The 20891-nt window shown below is 67.6% G+C and carries 21 protein-coding genes; 6 read left to right on the plus strand and 15 right to left on the minus strand.

Annotated elements, in window-relative coordinates; all coding sequences use genetic code 11:
• Positions 1–32: 32 nt before the first annotated feature.
• The 8 genes from BX604_RS21925 to BX604_RS21960 form a co-directional block, all read right to left on the minus strand.
• Complete coding sequence (locus tag BX604_RS21925; protein WP_098552623.1) at positions 33–974, minus strand: transposase; 942 nt, start codon at positions 972–974, stop codon at positions 33–35.
• A gap of 667 nt (positions 975–1641) precedes the next feature.
• On the minus strand, positions 1642–2223 hold the full coding sequence (locus BX604_RS21930; RefSeq protein WP_098552624.1) for a DUF3501 family protein: 582 nt from the start codon (positions 2221–2223) through the stop codon (positions 1642–1644).
• Positions 2224–2267: 44 nt separating this feature from the next.
• Positions 2268–3605 (minus strand): heterodisulfide reductase-related iron-sulfur binding cluster, encoded by a 1338-nt coding sequence (locus BX604_RS21935; protein WP_098553019.1) that lies wholly within the window; start codon positions 3603–3605, stop codon positions 2268–2270.
• Between the two features lie 120 nt (positions 3606–3725).
• The gene (locus BX604_RS21940) at positions 3726–4148 is read right to left on the minus strand and encodes a rubrerythrin family protein (protein WP_098552625.1); all 423 of its coding nucleotides are present in this window, start codon (positions 4146–4148) and stop codon (positions 3726–3728) included.
• 311 nt (positions 4149–4459) lie between these two features.
• Positions 4460–5728 (minus strand): RNA polymerase sigma factor, encoded by a 1269-nt coding sequence (locus tag BX604_RS21945; RefSeq protein WP_098553020.1) that lies wholly within the window; start codon positions 5726–5728, stop codon positions 4460–4462.
• Entirely contained in the window at positions 5725–6126 is a 402-nt protein-coding gene (locus tag BX604_RS21950; RefSeq protein WP_098552626.1) for a VOC family protein, read from the minus strand. Before BX604_RS21950 ends, BX604_RS21945 begins: the two co-directional genes overlap by 4 nt.
• 25 nt (positions 6127–6151) lie before the next feature.
• Complete coding sequence (locus tag BX604_RS21955; protein WP_098552627.1) at positions 6152–6574, minus strand: YciI family protein; 423 nt, start codon at positions 6572–6574, stop codon at positions 6152–6154.
• 125 nt (positions 6575–6699) lie between these two features.
• The gene (locus BX604_RS21960) at positions 6700–7053 is read right to left on the minus strand and encodes a YciI family protein (protein WP_098552628.1); all 354 of its coding nucleotides are present in this window, start codon (positions 7051–7053) and stop codon (positions 6700–6702) included.
• A 217-nt stretch (positions 7054–7270) separates the two neighbouring features.
• On the opposite strand from BX604_RS21960, the gene BX604_RS21965 reads away from it, so the two are divergent.
• From BX604_RS21965 to BX604_RS21980, 4 genes are all read left to right on the plus strand, one after another.
• Positions 7271–9073, plus strand: a complete 1803-nt coding sequence (locus tag BX604_RS21965) for an ExeM/NucH family extracellular endonuclease (protein WP_098552629.1) — start codon at positions 7271–7273, stop codon at positions 9071–9073.
• A 338-nt stretch (positions 9074–9411) separates the two neighbouring features.
• Positions 9412–9798 (plus strand): DUF883 family protein, encoded by a 387-nt coding sequence (locus BX604_RS21970; RefSeq protein ID WP_098552630.1) that lies wholly within the window; start codon positions 9412–9414, stop codon positions 9796–9798.
• Positions 9799–9846: 48 nt separating this feature from the next.
• Positions 9847–10431, plus strand: coding sequence for a BPSL1445 family SYLF domain-containing lipoprotein (locus tag BX604_RS21975; protein ID WP_098552631.1), 585 nt, complete (start codon positions 9847–9849; stop codon positions 10429–10431).
• 231 nt (positions 10432–10662) lie between these two features.
• Entirely contained in the window at positions 10663–11715 is a 1053-nt protein-coding gene (locus BX604_RS21980; protein WP_098552632.1) for an AI-2E family transporter, read from the plus strand.
• Positions 11716–11737: 22 nt separating this feature from the next.
• Here the strand turns inward: BX604_RS21980 and BX604_RS21985 are convergent, their stop codons facing one another.
• From BX604_RS21985 to BX604_RS22010, 6 genes are all read right to left on the minus strand, one after another.
• Positions 11738–12244, minus strand: a complete 507-nt coding sequence (locus BX604_RS21985; protein ID WP_098552633.1) for a thioesterase — start codon at positions 12242–12244, stop codon at positions 11738–11740.
• Between the two features lie 168 nt (positions 12245–12412).
• Positions 12413–13429 carry an NADP-dependent oxidoreductase gene (locus BX604_RS21990; RefSeq protein WP_098552634.1) on the minus strand — a complete coding sequence of 339 codons (1017 nt, stop codon included), beginning with the start codon at positions 13427–13429 and terminating at the stop codon, positions 12413–12415.
• Positions 13430–13463: 34 nt separating this feature from the next.
• Positions 13464–14252: an SDR family oxidoreductase gene (locus BX604_RS21995; protein ID WP_098552635.1), complete on the minus strand. Its 789-nt coding sequence runs from the start codon at positions 14250–14252 to the stop codon at positions 13464–13466.
• 420 nt (positions 14253–14672) lie between these two features.
• The gene (locus BX604_RS22000; protein WP_098552636.1) at positions 14673–15260 is read right to left on the minus strand and encodes a phosphatase PAP2 family protein; all 588 of its coding nucleotides are present in this window, start codon (positions 15258–15260) and stop codon (positions 14673–14675) included.
• Positions 15261–15341: 81 nt separating this feature from the next.
• Positions 15342–16658 carry an Nramp family divalent metal transporter gene (locus tag BX604_RS22005; protein WP_098552637.1) on the minus strand — a complete coding sequence of 439 codons (1317 nt, stop codon included), beginning with the start codon at positions 16656–16658 and terminating at the stop codon, positions 15342–15344.
• Positions 16607–17680: a helix-turn-helix domain-containing protein gene (locus BX604_RS22010; RefSeq protein ID WP_098552638.1), complete on the minus strand. Its 1074-nt coding sequence runs from the start codon at positions 17678–17680 to the stop codon at positions 16607–16609. Before BX604_RS22010 ends, BX604_RS22005 begins: the two co-directional genes overlap by 52 nt.
• 498 nt (positions 17681–18178) lie before the next feature.
• Here BX604_RS22010 and BX604_RS22015 point away from each other — a divergent pair, with 498 nt between their 5' ends.
• The gene (locus tag BX604_RS22015; RefSeq protein ID WP_098552639.1) at positions 18179–19120 is read left to right on the plus strand and encodes a LysR family transcriptional regulator; all 942 of its coding nucleotides are present in this window, start codon (positions 18179–18181) and stop codon (positions 19118–19120) included.
• Positions 19121–19234: 114 nt separating this feature from the next.
• A complete protein-coding gene (locus tag BX604_RS22020; protein WP_098552640.1) occupies positions 19235–19636 on the plus strand; it encodes an OsmC family protein in 402 nt (133 codons plus the stop codon).
• Positions 19637–19749: 113 nt separating this feature from the next.
• On the opposite strand, the gene BX604_RS22025 is transcribed toward BX604_RS22020, so the two are convergent.
• Positions 19750–20631 carry a Dyp-type peroxidase gene (locus BX604_RS22025; RefSeq protein WP_098552641.1) on the minus strand — a complete coding sequence of 294 codons (882 nt, stop codon included), beginning with the start codon at positions 20629–20631 and terminating at the stop codon, positions 19750–19752.
• Positions 20632–20891 lie beyond the last annotated feature (260 nt).

A 20891-nucleotide genomic window follows, 5' to 3' on the forward strand; every position in this document is an offset into this window, starting at 1 on the left:
CGACGGCCCGCGCGCTTTCGTTCGGATGACGATCAACCTACGCGGTATGCATACTCGTGGCGATCCGACTGGACGGGATCGTTGCGGCTCTCGGACAGCGCACCGGCGCGACGCTCGGCGATGAAGCGCTTGATGTCCGACTCCGCCCGCGCCAGCACGGACAAACCGGCCAGCACCTCGCTTTGCGGCGTGTGCGCCGGCTCGTCGCTCGCACCATGGCGATCGATCCACTGACGCGCCCAGTCGAGCGCGTACTGCTCCGCTTCGTCGGCATCGGTGAAGCGCGGACCGATCAGGCCCGAGCGCTCGACGCGCCGGTCGTCCTGCATGATCTCGGCCCACGCGCGATACATCAGGTTCTGCACCGGCTGCGCCAGACCGCAGATCGTGTAGCCGCGATATTCGTCGACTTGCGGTTCGGCCGCGGCGAAGCTCGCCGCGGTCGGACGCCCGTGGCGCAGCCCGGCGGGCGCCGCGCCCGGCACCGCGAACGACGCATCGGACGACGCCACCGCGTCGTCGCTCGACAGCGCGACAAGCGACGCGCCTTCGCCGTCCCACGCACTCGCCTGCGCGCCCGGCAGTTGCCAGGACTCGGGGTTCTGCCAGAACACGCCGCGCAGCCGATCGTTGTCGGGCACGGGCTCCGCACGGCACGCCGGCGCGACCGGCACGGGCGGCGGCGGAACGTACGCGAACGCGCGCCCGCTGAACTGGGTCAGCACGTCGATCATCTGCAGCAGCGTGCCGTTCGCGAGCCACTCTTCGTAGCGGCGACGGCACGTCGGCCCGGACGGATAACGCCCGGGCAGTTTGGACCAGGCTTCACCAGTCGTCAGGATCCAGAGCACCGCGTTGGCGACGACGCGCGGTTCGGCTCGTGGACGGCCCCGACGGTTCAGCCGGATGGGTTCATCGGCGATCAGCGTTGAAAGACGAAACCACTCTTCATCGTTAAGCTCATCGAAGAACATAGTAGATTTCTCCACGCAGCCAGGCCGGGGCTGCGATTGACGGCGCCGTCGTCACGCATCGCGTCACGGGGCGGCACGGTTGCACATTATGGTTATCCGATTGTTGTGCACGCCGGCGCAGCACCGCACTTTCACGGTGCCGCCATTCCCGGCAATGATGCACAAATCACGGTCTCACTCCAATGTGGGAATTTTTGTGCACGAAGCATACCACCCTCAGGGTTTATCTCAATATGACAATGACTTAATGTTACTCACTGAAACAACCTGCCATGGATGCGTAATCTATTTACGCATGAATTTTTTTACGCGATCTTTATGAGCGGAGCTGGGAAGCCCCGTCTGGCGGGGCTTTGCGGGGGATGACGGCAGTCCTTACAACAGGCTTCAGCGGGCGTTCCGACCCTCTCCGGCAACACTCGTCCGAATTGCTTCCTAAAATCGGTAAATCAGGGAAAATTTCGTAACAAGATATTCACGGATCGGTAAATCGTTCGAATACGGATCAACTGAATTATCTCCGTGCACAATCTTTTTATTGTTTCTCTGCGGATGATGAAAGCGCTGCGGCCGGCGACGCACATTGCTCCCCGACATGCAAGCCTGGACAGGTTTGTTACATCCTCGGCAACAGCGGCGGGCAAGCGCGCGACCGGATGGCCGTGCGTCAGCGCAGATCGCCGACGAGCGATGCGCTCACGTCCGCGTCGATGCGTTGCGGCGGCACCGTATAGGCCGGATGGTCGCAGCCGATCGACAGCGTCGCGCCGTCCTTGAGCGCCGCGCGCACGGGCTCGCTCAGTTCGAAGCGCACGAAGTGAACAGCCGACGTCTTCTCCGCGTTGTCGCGATCGAGATCCTCGTCGGCGATCGCATAGACATCCGGATGCCCGTCGACGTGCAGGTACACGCGATCCTCGACACCGATCAGCCGCGCGAGCGCCGCGCGCCGTTCGGCTTCGTGCTCGTATTCGATCTGCAGCGTCGCCTTCAGGTTGGTGCCGTCCGGCACGAGCGGCAGATAGGCGTCCAGTTCGCCGTCGATGCCGGCTTCGTCGAAGATCTTCTCGATGTGCAGCATCTCCTGGATCTGGTAGCGGATCGTGGTCTCGTCTTCGAACAGGAAGCGCAGATGGTTGCCGAGCGCCACCGCGCGACGGCGCTTGTACGCGACGAGCCGCGCGTGTTCGGTCTTGCGGATCTTCGCGTACGCTTCGAGCGTCAGCAGCGAGTCGCGGGTCAGCGTCATGGGATGTCCTCGAATGTCGTCGATGTCGTTACGGAGCGACCGATTCAGATGCCGTACGCGCGACGCAGCAGCGTCAGCGGATGCGCGAGCGGCGCGGCCGGCAGCCCGTGTTCGTCGATGCCCTGCTCGATGTGATGGCCGGCGAGCGCGCAGTCCGACGAGATGAAATCCGGTTTCGGTTCGGCCATCGCCTTGAACACGGGCGCGCCGATGCGCATCGCGTCCGCATGGAAGGCCTTCTTCACGCCGAACGTGCCCGCGTGCCCCGAACAGCGCTCGACGACGTTCACGCGCGTATCGGGCACGAGCGACAGCGTGTCGGCCGTCTTGCGGCCGATGTTCTGCACGCGTGCGTGACACGGCACGTGGTACGACACGGTGCCGAGACCGTTCTTGAAATCGGTCTTCAACAGCCCGTCGCGGTGCCGCGCGATCATGTATTCGAACGGATCCCAGAATGCGTCGGCCACCGCGCGCACGGCTTCGTCGCCGGGGAACATCAGCGGCAGTTCGCTCTTGTACATCAGCACGCAGCTCGGGATCGCGCCGATCAGCGCATAGCCTTCGCGCGCATAGCGCTCCAGCACCGGAAGATTCACGGCCTTCTTCGCGGCGACGCCCGCGAGGTTGCCCTGCTCGAGCAGCGGCATCCCGCAACACGCTTCGCGCGTGACGAGCTCGTACGGAATCTCGTTGTGCGCGAGGATCGCGAGCAGGTCGTGACCGATGCCCGGCTCGTTGAAGTTCACGTAGCACGTCGCGTAGATCGCGACCTTGCCGGGCGTGCGCTCGCCGTCGCGCGCCGGCGGGCCGTCCGAGCGCTTCGCGGCGCGCCGGAACTTGCGCGGCGCGAACTCGGGCAGCCAGGCGTTGCGATCGACGCCGAGCGCCGCTTCGAGTGCGTGGCGCGCGGGCGGCGTGCGATTCACCGCGTTCACCGTCTGCGTGACGACCGGAATGCCCGCGAGATGGCCGAGCGCGTCGGTATTCGACAGCACCTTGTCGCGCAGCGGCGCTTCGCCGCGCTGGTAGCGTGCGGCCTTCGCGCGCAGCATCAGGTGCGGGAAGTCGACGTTCCATGCGTGCGGCGGCACGTACGGACACTTCGTCATGTAGCAGAGGTCGCACAGATAGCACTGGTCGACGACCTTGCCGAATGCATCCTTCGACACTTCCTCGACGTCGCCCATCGGCGTGTCGTCGACGAGATCGAACAGCGTGGGGAATGCGCCGCACAGCGACACGCAGCGCCGGCATCCGGCGCAGATGTCGAACACGCGCGTCATTTCCGCATCGATCGCGGCCTGGTCGTAGAACGTGTCGGACTGCCAGTCGAGCGGATGCCGGGTCGGGGCTTCGAGACTGCCTTCCTTGTGGGGCATGGGGCGCTCCAGCATGGCGCGCATGCGCGCGGGCGCGCCGCCCGCGCGATGCGGACGGCGATCAACGCACGGCCCGCGCGACGTGCCGCGGCGAGTCGTGCGGCCTTGCGTGGGCCCGCGTCAGTCGACGAGCACGTCCAGCGCCTTCGTATAGCGGTTCGCGTGGCTGCGCTCGGCTTTCGCCAGCGTCTCGAACCAGTTCGCGATTTCGTCGAAGCCTTCGTCGCGCGCGGCCTTCGCCATGCCCGGATACATGTCGGTGTATTCGTGCGTCTCGCCGGCGATCGCCGATTCGAGATTCTGCCGCGACGAGCCGAACGGCAAACCCGTGGCCGGATCACCGACGGCTTCCAGGTATTCGAGGTGGCCATGCGCATGGCCCGTTTCGCCTTCGGCGGTCGAGCGGAACAGCGCGGCGACGTCGTTCTGGCCTTCGACGTCGGCCTTCGAAGCGAAATACAGATAGCGCCGGTTCGCTTGCGACTCGCCCGCGAATGCGGCCTTCAGATTCTCTTCGGTCTTGCTGCCCTTGAGTTGAGCCATTTGCGCCTCCGTTCGAGTCGGCGCGGCCGCCTGCAAAGCCGGGCCGATGATGTATGTGGGGAACGATGCGTTTGCAAAGCGCGCACGCGTCGTGCTCTTTAATCTAGGCGCTCGCGTTCGCATCCCCCAATAGGCTTTTTCAATGCGGCCGATAGCGGGCGGCCGGCGGGAATCCGGGGACGATACGGAATGCGCGGGCCGGAATGGCGCGCGGTGACTGGTCGACCGGCCGATTGGAAGAAGATTGGCGGCCGGATCGGGTCGGCTCCTTGCGACACGGCCTAAAGGTGTGGTCGGGGCGGCGACATACTTCACGCATCCATCGCACGCCTGAGCAGCAATTCCCTTTCGCGCGCGTTACGGGTCAATTCCGCCGCGCGCCGGAATTCGACTTTCGCCTCGTCCGCGCGGCCGAGCTTCGCGAGCAGGTCGCCGCGCACGCTCGGCAGCCAGTGATAGCGCGCGAGTGCGGGATCGTCGCGCAGCGCGTCGACGAGTTCGAGCGCCGCGGCCGGCCCGAACGCCATCCCTACCGCCACCGCGCGATTGAGCTCGACGACCGGCGAAGGCGCGACTTCCGCGAGTGCGTCGTACAGCGCGACGATCTGCGCCCAGTCGGTGTCCGACGCGTGCCGCGCACGCGCATGGCAGGCCGCGAGCGCGGCCTGCAGCGCATACGGCCCGCGCACGCCGCCAAGCTTCGTCGCCTGCTCGAGTGCCGCGAGGCCGCGCCGGATCAGCAGCGGATCCCAGCGGCTGCGGTCCTGGTCGAGCAGCAGCACCGGCCGCCCCTGCGCATCGGTGCGCGCATGCATGCGCGACGCCTGCAGCTCCATCAACGCGACGAGCCCGAGCACTTCGCTTTCGTCCGGCGCGAGCCCGGCCAGCACACGGCCGAGGCGCAGCGCCTCGTCGCATAGCGCCGGGCGGGTCCAGTCGTCGCCCGCGGTCGCCGCATGGCCTTCGTTGAATATCAGGTAGACCACTTCGAGCACCGACGCGAGCCGTGCGGGCCGCGCGTCGGCGGACGGCACCTCGAACGGCACGCGCGCCGCCGCGAGCGAGCGCTTCGCGCGCACGATGCGCTGCGCGATCGTCGGCTCGGGCGACAGGAACGCGCGCGCGATCTCGCCCGTGGTCAGCCCGCCGAGCAGCCGCAACGTCAGCGCGACGCGCGCGTCGGTCGACAGCACCGGATGGCACGACGTGAAGATCAGCCGCAGCAGGTCGTCGCCGATGTCGTCGTCGCGCGCATCGGCGAGCGCATCCGCGATGTCGGGGACGACGTGCGCGTCGAGCGCGTCCATTTCATGACCGAGCTGGTCGCGCTTCGCCGCATGCAGCGACTCCTGCCGGACCCGGTCGAGCGCGCGACGCTTCACGGCCGTCATCAGCCAGGCCGCCGGGTTGTCGGGCACGCCGTCGACGGGCCAGTGCTCGAGCGCCGCGACGAGCGTGTCCTGCGCAAGCTCCTCGGCCACGCCGAGGTCGCGCACCACGCGCGCGGCGCGCGCGATGATCTTCGGCGCCTCGATTCGCCACACCGCTTCGATCGCACGATGGGTCGCCTCGCGCGTCACGACGCCGGCCCCTGTGCGGCCGCGCACAGCCCCCACTCGTGGCCGTCCGGGTCCGCAAACTCGTGGGTGTACATGCCAGGATCCGCTTGCGGCGCGCGCGGCACGGTGCCGCCGGCCGCGCGCGCCTTCGCGACGACCGCGTCGACCTCGGCGCGGCTCTCGCACGACAGGCACGGCAGCACCTGCACGTGCGTCGCCGGATCGACGATCGTCTTGCCGGTGAAGGTCTGGAACAACGGCCGCTCGAGCAGCATCGCGAAGATCGCGTCGCTGATCCGGACGCAGACGGACTGGTCGGTGGTATAGGCCGGCACGACGTCGAAGCCGAGCGCGACATAGAACGCTTGCGCGCGCGGCAGGTCGGCCACGGGCAGGCTGAGGAAGATCGTTCGGTGCATGGCGGTCGCTCCGGCAATGGTGGCGTCAGACGGCGTGGCCGCGCCCGACGTTGAGCTCGCGGAACCGCTCGACCGCTTCGCTCGGCGTCAGGTCGTCCAGCTCGAACAGCGGACGCACCTCGACCTCGCAATCCATCTCCGCGCCGAACGGCGCGGGAAAGCGCCGCGTCCATTCGAGCGCCTCGTCGCGCGAACGCACCTGGATCAGCGTATAGCCGGCGATCAATTCCTTCGTTTCGGCGAACGGGCCGTCGACCACCTTGCCCTTGCCCCCCGTGTAACGCACACGCCAGCCCTGCGAGCTCGGCCGCAGGCCATTCGCATCGAGCAGCACGCCGGCCTTGGCGAGTTCCTCGTGATAGACCGTCATGGCCTCGACCAGCCGGTTGTCCGGCAATGCGTCGGATTCGCTGACGGCGTTCGCCCGGATCATGATCATGAATCGCATCGTTCACTCCTTGTCGTCGGTGAAAAGGGGCAACCGTTCATCGGCGCCTTATCCGGACGACGGACGGCGCCTACCCGGATCGACGTGCCGCACGACGAATCAGGGTAAATACCGACGCATTGCCTTCACAGGAAACACGGGCCGACCGCGCGCACCTCGACCGTGCACCATTGCGCGGCCGGGCACTGGCGTGCGATTTCGATCGCCTCGTCGCGCGTATCGACGTCGACGAGGAAAAAGCCGCCGACCATCTCCTTCGCTTCGGCAAACGGGCCGTCGACGAGGCGCGTCTCGCCGTCGCGGACCTGCACGCGGGTCGCGCGCTCGGCGCGCTCCAGCGACTCGACGCCGCGCAGCACGCCGCGCGCTTTCAGCGTCTCGGCGAAATCGACCATCCGCGCATACAGCGCCTGCCCGTCCTCGAGCGTGCGTTCGGCGCGCTGGCCGGTCGGTTCGACAATCAACAGCATGTAGGCCATGAAGATCTCCTGGTGAGGCCGTGTGCGAAAGCGTTCGGAATGCACCCGAAAACGATGCGCAACGGCAGGTCAGGTGCAGAGCGTAACAGCCGCGGCCGGCCCCGCCGGCATCGTTGGCCATCCGGCACTGGCCGAACGGCCATTTCGATCGCAGCACGCGATTTTGCCGTCAACATGCTTTCCCGAACCTTCGAATTTTCTTCCAGTGGACCGCCTCATGTCACGCCTGCTGCCGTCGCTCGTGCTCGCCGCATCGCTCGTCTGTTCCGCCCTGCCCGCCATCGCCACGCCGCCGGTCAGCGCCGGCTGCGGCGGCGCAACCTCGGCGATCGCCGACATCCGCGACCGCAGCGGACGTTCGCCGCTGGCCGGACGAACCATGTCGATCGAGGCGGTCGTCACCGCGGCATTCGGCGGTCCCGACGGCTTCGGCGGATTCTTCGTCCAGCAGGCCGACGCACAGCGGCGGCAGCGGCCGGGCGTCTCCGAAGGCCTGTTCGTCTACGCACCGCACGCGCGGGCGACCCCCGGCGATCTCGTGCATCTGACCGGACGCGTCGAACAGAAATACGGCCGCACGCAGTTCGCGCTGTCGGGTCACGTGGCCGTCTGCGCGCGCGGGCAGACCGTCACCCCGGCAGCGCTCGTGCTGCCGGTCGACACGCTGGCCGTGTTCGCCGCGCACGAAGGCATGCGGGTGAGGTTCGCGCAAACGCTGACGGTCAGCGACACCTATGCACTCGGCCGCTACGGCAGCATCGTGCTCAGCAACGGCCGTCTGCAGATTCCGACCCAGGTGGCGTCGCCAGCCGACGCCGCTGCGCAGGCGGCGGCCAATGCCCGCAACCGCATCGTGCTCGACGACGGTTCGAGTCGCGTGACGCCGGCCACCGTCCGCTATCCGCCGCCCGCGCTGAGCGCCGCCAACACGCTGCGCGCGGGCTACACGGTGCGCGGTGTCGAAGGCGTGCTCGAGATGCGCTACGGATCGTGGCGGCTGCAGCCGGTGCCGGCGTCGGCACCGATCTTCGATGCCGCGTCGAATCCGCGAGCCGATGCGCCCACGCGGCATGCGCAGGCCGACGTGCGCGTCGCCTCGTTCAACGTTTTCAACTATTTCAACGGCGACGGCCGCGGCGGCGGCTTCGGCGATCCCGCCAATCGCGGCGCGAAGACGCCCGCCGCATTCGCGCGCCAGGAAGCGAAGATCGTCGCCGCGTTGCGCGCACTGCGCGCCGACGTGATCGGCCTGATGGAAATCGCGAACAACGGTCATGGCCCCGCGAGCGCCGTGCAGCGGCTCGCGGCCCGGCTCGGCGACGGCTGGCGCGCGGTCGATCCCGGCACCGCGCGGCTCGGTCGCGACGCGATCGCGGTCGCGTTGCTGTACGACAGCCGGACGATCGAACCCGTCGGGCGCGCCGCCACCGTCGCGCTCGCCGGCCGCAGCCGGCCGACGCTCGCGCAGACATTCCGGCGCATCGACGGAACCCGTGCGTTCACCGTCGCGGTCAACCACCTGAAGTCGAAGAATTGCCCGAACGCGACCGGCCCGGATCTCGACCAGCAGGACGGCCAGGGCTGCTGGAACGCGACGCGCACGCGCGCGGCCGCACGCGTCGCCGACTGGCTCGCCACCTCGCCGACCGGCGTCGCAGCCGACGGCGTGCTGTTGATCGGCGACCTGAACAGCTACGCGAAGGAAGATCCGCTGCGCGCGCTCGAGTCGCGCGGCTACGCGAATCTCGTCGCCCGCTTTCTCGGCAATGCCGGCTACAGCTACGTCTTCCGCGGCGAAGCCGGCAACCTCGACCACGCGCTCGCCACCGCGCCGCTCGCCGCGCGCGTGAAGGCCGTGCATGCCTGGCACATCAATGCCGACGAACCGAGCGCACTGCAATCCGTGCCCGATTACAAAACGCCGGCGCAACGGGCCGTGTATTACGCACCCGACGCCTATCGCTCGTCGGACCACGATCCGATCGTCATCGACCTGGCGCTGGCGGAAAGCGGCGCGTGAACCGCGGCGGGCACGCACTGTGCTCCGTTGGAAAAACGGCGCTTAGTGCAATTGCATCAAGCCGACGCGTGCAATGGCACTATTTACCTGATCACTCGGGCGACGCCATATTTACCGTACTTTCACTTCGTGAACATGCAACGCAACGCCGTCTCGCCAGAAGCGCGAAATTTTTTCAACCGCCGCCCCGCCCCCTGCGGCGGGGCTTTCACGGCATCCCGCCGACGAATTGAAAATTTGTCTCGAAACTCAATTGGATGATGTGAATCACACTAGTTGCTGGGATTCGTCTTATCTTCAAATTGGCCTGTCAATCAAATCGAAGGAGGATAAACATCATGGCGCTCACCGACTCGATCGAACACAAGCTGGACCGCGGCCTGTCCGACATCCGTCGCACCGGCCGGCGCGTGGGACGCACGACGCGCTCGGCCGCCCGCGACCTGCATGCGGACGTGACCGACGATCTGCGCGGACTCGTCGACGAACTCGAAGATCTGCTGAAGAACGATGGCGACGGCGACATCGCTGCGCTGCGCAAGCGCGTGCAGTCGCGGCTCGATGAAGCACGCAGCACGCTCGATTACGCATCGGGCTCCGCAGCCGCCCGGCTGCGCGATTCGGCCGAACGCGTGTCGCAAGCCGTGCACGACAACCCGTGGCAAACCGCGGGCGTCGTCGCGGGCCTCGCGTTCGTCGCCGGCCTGCTCCTTTCCCGCCGTTGAACGGGGCCGCCCCGTCCGTCATCAACCCGACAACGAAGGAGAATCGCCATGCAGAAGTCCCTCGCCCTGAAAGCCGCCGCCGCCGTCATGCTCGGCAGTCTCGCACTTGCCGGCTGCACCACCACGCCTGACAAACCCGAGAGCGCATCCGCCAGCGCGTCGAAACGCGAGTCGATCGACGCGAGCGTGAACGCGACGCTGTCGCGCCTCTATTCGACGGTGCCGGGCTCGCGTGAGCTCGTCTCGAAATCGCGCGGCGTGCTCGTGTTCCCGAACGTGCTGCAGGCAGGCTTCATCGTCGGCGGCCAGTCCGGCAACGGCGCACTGCGCGTCGGCGGCAGCACCGTCGGCTACTACAACACGTCGTCGCTGTCGGTCGGCCTGCAGGCCGGCGCGCAATCGAAGGCGATCGTGTTCCTGTTCATGACGCAGGATGCGCTCGACTCGTTCCGCAAGTCCGAAGGCTGGTCGGCCGGCGCCGACGCCTCCGTCGCGGTCGTGAAGGTCGGCGCGAACGGCGCGGTCGACTCCAACACGGCCACCGCACCGGTCGAGGTGCTGGTGCTGACCAACGCCGGCCTGATGGGCGACCTGTCGGTGAACGGCACCAAGGTCACCAGGCTCAACATCTGACGATCCGGCGCGGCGTCGCCGCACCGGCTTTCCCGGCAACGCCGCGGCTTCGGTCGCGGCGTTTTCATCTGCGCCGCGCGCCCCGGCTATGATGGCGACACCTTTGCGGGCATACTGCGATCGGGCCGCCCCGCCGCGTGCTGCGCCGCGAACTCCGTGACGTTCGCGAGCCGATCGCGCCCGGGGCAACGAGATTCCATCAAACCAGGCATCAATCTGCGCGAACCATCCATGGATAGCGGACACGATCACCAAAAATTCTTCTATTTCCTGCTGTTCGCGGTCACCGTCGGACTGTGCTGGATTCTCGCGCCGTTCTCCGGCGCCGTCTTCTGGGGCACCATTCTCGCGATCCTGTTCCAGCCGGTGCAGCGCTGGCTCGCCGCGCGCTTCGGCAAGCGGCGCAACCTCGCCGCGCTCGTCACGATGTCGCTGATCATCCTGATCGTGATCCTGCCGCTCGTGTTCGTCGCGGCCACGCTCGTGCAGGAAATCGCGTACGTGTACCAGGAACTGAAGAGCGCGCAGCCGAACTATTCGCAGTACTTCCACGACATCATTCACGCGCTGCCGACGTCGATCCAGAACCTGCTGCAGAAATACGGGCTGACCAACATCCCCGGCATCCAGAAGAAGCTGACCGACGGCGCCGCGCAGATCAGCCAGTTCGCGGCGGCCCAGGCGCTCAGCATCGGCCAGAACACGTTCCAGTTCGTCGTGAGCTTCGGCGTGATGCTGTACATGGTGTTCTTCCTGCTGCGCGACGGCGGCGAGATCGGCCGGCGCGTGCGCCGCGCGATGCCGCTCGACGAAGAGCACAAGAACCTGCTGCTCGCGAAGTTCACGACCGTCGTGCGGGCGACCGTGAAGGGCAACATCGCGGTCGCGCTCGTGCAGGGCGCGCTCGGCGCGCTGATCTTCTGGATCCTCGGGATCGAGGGCGTCGTGCTGTGGGGTGCGCTGATGGCGTTCCTGTCACTGCTGCCGGCGATCGGCGCGAGCCTCGTGTGGGTGCCCGCCGCGCTCTACTTCCTCGCGATCGGCGCGATCTGGAAATGCGTGATCCTCGTCGCGTTCTGCGTCGGCGTGATCGGCCTCGTCGACAACCTGCTGCGCCCGATCCTCGTCGGCAAGGACACGAAGATGCCCGACTGGGTCGTGCTGATCTCGACGCTCGGCGGGATGGCGCTGTTCGGCATCAACGGCTTCGTGATCGGGCCGCTCGTCGCCGCGCTGTTCATGGCGAGCTGGGACATCTACGCGCGCGCCGAACAGGGCGAATGACGCGACGAACGGGCGCGGCCCGTCACGGATGACGAATGCGGATCACGACGGGCGCCACGGCGCCCGTCGCCGTTTCCGACACCGCGACCGTCATCACGCCACCATACGAACCGACCCGGTGCGCGCGCCCCGACACCAGCGGCACGCGTCGACTGTCGCCCTCGTCACGCCACGTGGCGCCGATCCCGGCACCGGCCACGCGCGACAACGGCCGGCCGTCCGCGCCCGCAAACGTCACGTGTGCGCCCGGCAAGCGCCGGCCATGCGCGTCGAACCGGAGCCTCACCGCCGTCGCGCTACCCGCCGCTTCGACTGACGACGCGTCGAGCGTCACGTCGTAGAGATCGACGAGCGCGCCGGTGAACCGCACGATGCCGCCCGCCTCGGCCGGCGCCGCCGCGACGGCGCCCGACATCGCGAACGCCACGCCGATTCCCGCCACGACGATCCGCAGCCTTCCGGTGACACGGCGTCGTATCGCGCGATCGCCCACTGTTGCCGGTGCCGATCGCCATCCGTTCGTTCGCATATTCCGCCTCCGTCCGCCATGCAAAAAAACGGCGGCGTGACGCGCATGTCACGCCGCCGTTTGCTGGCAATTACTTTAGGGAGAGCGGCTCGAACAATATATGGGACAAGTCCTAAATCGACGCCCGCTTGCGCGAAGCCGGATCAAGCGAATGCCTGAGCGTGCCGCTTACGCGTCCGGATCGACGCGCAGCACGAGCTTGCCGCGATGGTCGCCGTCGAACAGCCGGTTCAGCACGTCGGGCGCGTTTTCGAGCCCGTCTGCGACGGTTTCTTCCGCCTTCAGGCGACCATCACGCAGCCAGCCCGACAGCGTCTGCACCGCTTCGCGGCTCTTGCGGTAATCGAGGATCAGGAAACCGCGCATCGTGATCCGCTTCGAGATCAGCACGCCGACGTCGTCGGCCGCGCGGCCGCTGTTGTAGTTCGAGATCACGCCGCACAGCGCGACGCGCCCGCCGATCACCATCCGTGACAGCACCGCACGCATCACCTCGCCGCCGACGTTCTCGAAGTTCACGTGCACGCCGTCCGGTGTCGCCGCCTTCAGTTGCTGGCGGAAATCGTCGGCCTTGTAGTCGACGGCCGCGTCGAAGCCGAGCGTCTCGGTCAGGTAGCGGCACTTGTCCGCGCCGCCCGCGATACCCACCACGCGCGCGCCGTGGATCTTGCCGATCTGGCCGGCGATCGACCCGACCGACCCGGCCGCCGCCGACACGACGAGCGTCTCGCCCGGCTGCACCGGTGCGATGTCGGTCAGCCCGTAGTACGCGGTCAGGCCGCTCATCCCGCACGCGCCGAGCAGCGTCGGCAGCGGCAGGCCCGACTGCGCGGGCAGCTTCACGAGCTGCGCGGCCTGCTCGGCCGCGACGACCGCATAGTCCTGCCAGCCGACGAGCCCCTGCACGAGATCGCCTGCCGCGAAACCCGCATGGCGCGACGCGACCACGCGCCCGATGCCGAGCGCGCGCATCACCTCGCCGATCGCGACGGGCGGCAGATATTGCGGCACGTCGCTCATCCACACGCGGTTGGTCGGGTCCATCGACAGATACAGCACGCGCACCAGCACTTCGCCGTCGGCGAGCGCCGGCACCGGCGTGTCGACCAGCGAAAAATGTTCGCGGCCGACGCGCCCTTCCGGGCGCGTCTTCAGCAGCAGTTGGCGGTTCATCTGGGTCGACACGATGTTCTCCTCCGGTTGTAGTTGTCGATGCGCGTCAGACCGCGCACATGCCGCCGTCGATCACGAGTTCGGCGGCCGTCACGAAGCGGCTCTCGTCGGACGCCAGATACACGGCCGCATGCGCGACGTCGTCCGGGTCGCCGAGCCGGCGCAGCGGAATGCCGCGTGCGAGCTTGCGCGTCGCATCGCGTTCGCCGAGCGACTGGAACAGCGGCTCGACGATCCCCGTGCGGATGAACGCCGGGTGTATCGAGTTGCAGCGCACGTCGAGCTCGCGGCGCGCGCAATCGATCGCGACCGACTTCGTCAGCGACGCGACCGCCGCTTTCGACGCGTTGTATGCGGTGAAATCCGGTTCGACCTTGAACGCGGCCACCGACGAGATGTTGATGATCGAAGCGGGGCTGCTCTCGGCCAGATACGACAGCGCATGCTTGCAGCCGAGCACGATGCTCTCGACGTTGATCGCCATCACGCGCCGCCATTCGTCGAGTTCGATCTGCGCGGGCGAGCCGATCGACCCGACGCCGGCGTTGTTGACGAGCACCGACAGCCCGCCCATCGCGTCGACCGCCTGCACGAGCAGCGCCTGCCAGCGTGCTTCGTCGCGCACGTCCTGCGTCGCCGCGAACGCGACCGGCACCGCGTGCCCCGCGTTGAGCTCCTGCGCGAACGCATCGAGCACCGCTGCTTCGGCGATGTCGGTCAGGAATACGCGCGCGCCCTGCTCGACCATCCGACGCGCGATCGCGCGGCCAAGGCCGCCGGCGGCGCCCGTGATGTATGCGCACTTGCCTGCGAGGCGCGAAGAAACGACTGTCATGTGACCTGCTCCTATCGTGAATCGTCGTTGCGGACCGCTGCCGCGACGGCGGTTGCCGTGCGCCGGCCGACGGTCGCGCGGTTTGGCGCGAGTATAGCGAGCCGGCGGCGACACGCCGCACCGGACGGATCGGGCAGCCCGTCGCAGCCGGCCCCCGATCGAACGAACGTCAGCGTACGCGAATGCCGCCAATCGATGAAATGAATATTCGTAATGCCCGGTCATAGACGTGGCGCATGACCTGCGTGCGTCCGTGCCGATCCGACGGCGCAGCGCGACCGGGATATCGGCTCGACGGAAACCGGACGCCGACGTAAGCCGGCAATACGACGAAACGTATGAAATCAAGTATAGGAAGCGAGCCGCCGTGCGAGAACCGCATGCGGCACCGGGGCATCCATGCCCCGGCGGGAACCACGGTCAGAACCCGTCGCCTGACGCGCGCACGAATGCGCAGAGCTGCGGAGAATGGGTGTCGATCATCTGCTGGAACGGCGCGCGATGTCCGTACGCGATGCCGGACACGAGCAGCAGGCAGACGGCCGCGATGCGCGGCGAGAACGAGCGCTTGAGCGCCCGGCCATACGCGTGCAGGAACACCAGCGCGACCAGCGCGCCGAGCAGCCAGCCGGCAATGACTTCAGGAATCGTGTGCGAATGATCGAACACGCGCGCAACGGCCGTCACCGCGCCGATCGCGAGGCCCGCCATCACGCCCGGCAACTTCCCCAGACGAAACGCCTGCCACAGCATCGACAGCGCGACGGTCCACACGGACGTCGACAGCATCGTATGCCCGCTGATCACGCGGAAATCGAACTGCGGAAGCTCGATTCCGCACCCTGCGTAGAGAATCTTGGTGGCCCCGACAACGCTCATCCCGAGTGCGAGCAGCGCGACCCAGCGCACCGCGAGCCGCCAGTTGGACAGCGCGAGCCAGATGGCGCAGGTCAGCGCGACCGGCAGGGTCAGCGCGGCATCGCCGATGTTGCTGATTTCACTCCACATAACGGACGTCGAACGACAGGCGAAAGGCCGCAGTTTAACGCAAGCGCGCCGCGCATCTGTGTCAGCCTGTGACAGGCTGTATCAGCCCGCGACACCCGTAATCAGCAGCAGGTTCGTGCCGGTGATGACGGCGAACAGCGCCCACGCGGCCACCTGCATCTTGCGGCCGATCGCATGCTCGCCCATGGTGTTGCGGTCGCTGACCGAGCGGATCAGCGGCCACATCGCGAACGGCAACTGCAGGCTCAGCAGCACCTGGCTCCACACCAGCAGCTGCCCGACCGAGCCGTCGCCGAGCCACAGCACGCCGATCAGCGCCGGCACCAGCGCGAGCCCGCGCGTGATCAGCCGGCGCTGATAGCACGGAATCTTCGTATGCAGGAAACCGTCCATGATCACCTGGCCGGCGATCGTGCCGGTCAGCGTCGAGCTCTGCCCCGACGCGAGCAGCGCGATGCCGAACAGCAGCGCGGCCGCGCCGCCCGCGATCGGCGTGATGAGCCGGTACGCCTGTTCGATGTCGGTGACGTTGTGCTGGCCGGTCGCATGAAACGCGGCGCCCGCGACGACCAGGATCGCCGCATTGACGAGCATCGCGACGAACAGCGACACGCACGTGTCGATGCGCACCAGCGCGAGCGTGTCGCGAACCAGGCCGCGCGCGCCGCCGACCACGTGGCGCGTCTGCACGACCGACGAATGCAGATACAGGTTGTGCGGCATGATCGTCGCGCCGACGATGCCGAGCGCGAGCACGACCGCATCCTTGCGGTCGTGGCCCGGATCGCCCGGCACGAGCCCCAGCGCGACCGCATGCCAGTCGGGCGGCGTGATCGCGACCTGCGCCACGAAGCAGAACGCCATCGTCGCGATCAGCCCGAGCACGATCGCCTCGATCTGCCGGAAGCCCTTGCCTTGCAGCCCGAGGACGATCACCGTGTCGAGCGCGGTCAGCACGATCCCCCACGCGAGCGGCACGCCCAGCAGCAGCTTGAACGCGAGCGCGCAGCCGAGCACTTCGGCGATGTCGCACGCGATGATCGACACCTCGGCCGTCACCCATTGCACCATGCGGCCGACCCGGCCGTAACGGTCGTAGCTCGCCTGCGCGAGGTCCTTGCCTGCAACGAGGCCGAGCCGCGCGGCCAGCATCTGCAGGAAGATCGCGGCCAGACTGGAAAACGCGACGACCCACAGCAGCGAATAACCGAATTGCGAGCCGGCCTGGATGTCGGTGGCCCAGTTGCCGGGATCCATGTAGCCGATCGCGACCAGCAGCCCCGGGCCGAAGAAGCGCTTGAGCTTCACCCAGCGCGACGCGCCGGCGTCGATCGTGATGCTGCCCTTTACTTCTGACGGGCAGAAGGGGGCTGTGGCGGTAGTGGGAAGCAAGGGCATGGAAACCGGGGATCGTGATCGCGACACGGTGATTCTACGGTCATCCGCCCCGTTTTCCCGCGCGCATCGGCGCGCGGGCCCCGGCCCGGCCGCTCGCCGTCGGCACGCTCGGGCTGCGGCGTGGCCTGCGCGTCGGGTGCCCCGTCGATCGCCCCGGCACCGTTCGTCAGCAGCCGCTCGCGTTCGGTGACGCGAAACTCGGTCGGCGATATCAGCAGCCGCTGGCGAAACAGTTTCGCCAGCCGCTCGCCGCTGCCGAAGCCGGTGCGCCGCGCGACCTTGTCGGCCGGCAGCGTCGTGTGGATCAGCATGTGACAAGCGCGCTCGAGCCGCACGTGCTGCACGAACTCGGTCGGCGTCACGCCGATTTCCTTCTTGAAGCGCCGCAGGAAATTGCGCTCGCTCATCGCGACCGTCTGCGCGATGTCGGCAATCGAGATGCGGTTCGCGCTCTGCGCACGCAGCTGCTGCACCGACATCCGGATCGACGGGCTCGCGCTCAACTCGCGAAACGCCCACATCGACTGCGCACAGCGCTGCTCGACCGGCCGCAGCAGGTTGCTGGCGATCTCCTGCGCGGCGCTGTCGCCGAGATCGGTGCGGAACAGGTCGAGCACGGCGCCGAGCACGTCGGCTTCGTCAGCCCGCAGTTCGATCGGTGCCGCCGCGCGACGGGTGCGCCCCGGCGGCGTGGTGCCGGCCTCCTGCGGCCGCTGCGCCGCCGCGAGCGTCGACAGGTCCATCCCGTCGACGATCCATCGCGCATGCCGGCGAATGTCGGTCAGCCGGCGCCGCAACGCATCGTCCCAGTTGACCGCCGCGCGATCGCCGTGAAGATGAAAGAACGCGAATGCCCGGCGGCCGTGCTCGTCGCCGAGCGCCTCGGCGGCAATCTTCACGCCGGACGATGACTGCAACAATCCACCGCTTTCGGATACGTACTTCAGCTGGTAATCCGCACTGAACGCATGCAGGCGATTCGCCAGATTGAAAGCCTCGCCGAGACGCGCGGCCTGGGCCAACGAAAACCCCGTACTCAAATAGACAACGACCCACCTCTGATCTGCTGCTTCCACTGGCCAAGCCCCCGACTGTTTCGACTTCTTCTAATACCGTCGAACTGTCGGGCTTATATTTGGTTTGACCTCGTGCGACAGGACGGCTATCTCGAAATATGAAGCGACGGCATCTTAGCCGAACGGGTCATGTCTTTGGCGTGAAATGGCCGAGAGGGACAGCATGATGGCGGATTACTACAGGCTGTCACCGGCTGACGGCACCGCCGCGCCGAAGCAGGTATGCTTAGGCGGCTTGCCGGCATCGGGCGGCCGGCATCGGGCGCGCCCATGCCGCGTATCGGGGCGAACGTCACCCCGTGCGTCGAATCGCAGCGATCGCCGTGAATGCATGCGATACGCAACGGCATTTCCGGCCATGCCGATTCAGGTGAACGCGCGCAGGCCGGTCCGTTGCTCGCGCATCCTTTAGAATCGGCGCACGCCCCCTCCTCGACTGCAGCCGTGCCCGCCGATCATCGTCTCGACCTGAACCTGTTTCGCGTGCTCGACGCCGTCTACGTGCACGGCGGCATCGGCGCGGCCGCCCGCGCGCTGCATCTGACGCAGCCGGCCGTCACCCACGCGCTCAACCGGCTGCGCGCGCATTTCGACGATCCGCTGTTCGTGCGTCAGGGCAACCGCGTCGTGCCGACCGAGCGCACGCGCGCGATCATCGCCGACGTACAACTTCATCTGGCCGGCCTGCAACGCACCGCGCGCGACCCGGCGGCATTCGATCCTGCCACGCTCGACCTGAGCGTCGCGGTCGGCATTCGCGACGTGCTCGAGTCGATCGCGCTGCCGCAGATCGTCGCCGCGTTCGCCGCCGAAGCGCCGGGCCTGCGGTTCGTGAGTCGCCGCGTCGCGGTGCACGACATCGAACGCGAACTCGCATCGGGCAATCTCGACCTCGTCGTCGACCGCCGCGTGCAGACCGGCCCGCGCATCGCGACCGAGCACCTGCTCGACGATTCGCTCGTCGTCGCGATGCGTCACGATCATCCGCTGATGGACGGCACGCTTCGGCGCGGCGACTATTTCGCCGCGCAGCATATCGCGGTGTCGTCGCTCGGCGTACCGCAATCGCTCGACGTGCTGCTCGGCAACGACGGGCGCTTCCGTCACATCCAGCTGGTCTGCCAGCACTATTTCGCCGCCTGCCAGATCGCCGCGTCGGGCGACCTGCTGCTCACGCTGCCGCGCACGTATGCGCTGCGCATGACGTCGCTGCTGCCGATCGCCGTGCAGCCGTTGCCGCTTCGGCTCAAGCCGTTTCCGCTGCTCGCTTACTGGCACGAATCGCGCGAAACGGATCGCGCGCACCAGTGGGTCCGGGAACGCGTCGCGACGCTGGTGCGGCGCAGCGCCGGCATCGTGGACCAGGCGCGCGCTTCACGCCCATGACGCGGGCGCGCGAACGCCACCGTGCGCCCGCGATTCCGGCCGAACCGGTATGCTGGCGGCTCGACCGTCGCGCGCCGTCGCGGCCCTCTCTTTCCCGCTCACCGGAGACTTGCCATGTCGCTCATCCATGCTGCCGCCACCCTCGCCGCCGACGCGCCGAACTACGTCGTCCAGCTCCAGGCCGGCACGCACGCGCTGACCGGCGACGAAGCGCCGCGCGAAGGCGGACAGGATCTCGGCCCGGCGCCGTACGAGTTCGTGCTCGTCGGCCTCGCGCAATGCACGGCCGCGACGCTGCGCATGTACATGCAGCGCAAGTCGTGGCCGGACGTGCGCATCGACGTGCGCACCGAACTGCATGCCGATCGCGACGGGCTGCAATACGTGCGCCGCGTCGTGACGCTCGACGGCCCGCTCGACGACGCGCAACGCCAGCGTCTCGCGGAAATCTGCGAAAAGACGCCGGTCACGCAATTCATCAAGCGCGGCACGCGCATCGAAACGACGTTGAATTGACGATCGTCGGTCGCGGGCAGCAACCTGCGCCGCCCGCGACCGATACCTGAAATGCAAAACGGGCGGGCCGTGCGCCATGCACGGCCCGCCCGTTCGCGAAGGTCGTCCGGCGCTTACAGTCCGAGCGCGGACAGATCCAGCTTGCCGTCCCGCACCGGCGGACACCAGAAATACGCGCCCGTCAGCGGCCGCGTGAAGCGGAACAGGCCGTCGACGATACCGTCGTCCGCGCCGCTCATCCGGCTCATCTGCACGTCGAACGCGCGGAACGAACAGCCGAACGCGACGAAGTAGAGCCCCGCGCGACGCGCATCGGACCACGGCGACGAACGGCGCAGCATGAACGCCTCCGGCTCGAAGCTTTCCTGCGCGGTGCGCTTCACGTGCGCGAACTCGGGTGCGTCGTCGAGTTCCTCGTTGTCCGAGCGGCGACGGCCGATGATGTGATCCATGTCGCCGGACGCAATGCGCTCCATCTGATCGAAATCGTGCAGCCATTGCTGGACCGCGACGAAGCTCGAGCCGTCGAGCCCGGCGCCCTGCCCCGTGACGATCGCCGCGGCCACCGCGTCGTCGCCTTCGGGGTTCTCCGTGCCGTCCTCGTAACCGGACAGGTCGCGATCGTTCGAATAGCGGAACCCGTCGACCGCGTCCTGCAGCGCGAATGCCGGCGCCAGCGCGCGCTCGATCGCGCGTGCGCGCAGCACGAGGTCGCCGCGATCGTCGCCGCGCAGCCACACCCACACGTCGGCCGGCGTGACCGGCAGCGTGCTGTCGTTCACCGCGAACGCCGGGTATTCGGTCAGGCCCGCAACCGGACGCCCGATGCGCGCGGCCAGTGAAGCGCCGAAGCCGACGACCGTGTCGCGCCCGTCGACGAGCGCGCGCAGCGCCGTGAGCGCGGCCGCCACGTTGCCGTTGTCCGAAATCGTGAAAGTCAGGTATCGGGCCGCCGTGTCGATCGGAGCCAGGATGCCTTGCTGAACGTCGCTCATCGTTTCCTCAGGAATGTCTCGTGGTGAATCTGCGGGGCCGGACCGGCCGGCGCGAGGCGCGTGAACGCTCGCCGCGTCGCACGCCGCGCAACGCGAAAGTGTAAACGATGCGGGTGCCCGCCCCGTGCGCCACCGCGCCGCGGCGCGCGCGGCGAAGAAGGGCCGGAACCCTGAATATTATCCGTATCGACGCCGCAACGCCGCATTCGTCAGACGTTGCAGCGCGTCCGGCACTGCTGATAAAATCCCTTCACGTCTTT

This window comes from Burkholderia sp. JKS000303 (assembly GCF_002563755.1).
In the GTDB taxonomy this organism is placed as follows: domain Bacteria; phylum Pseudomonadota; class Gammaproteobacteria; order Burkholderiales; family Burkholderiaceae; genus Burkholderia; species Burkholderia anthina_B.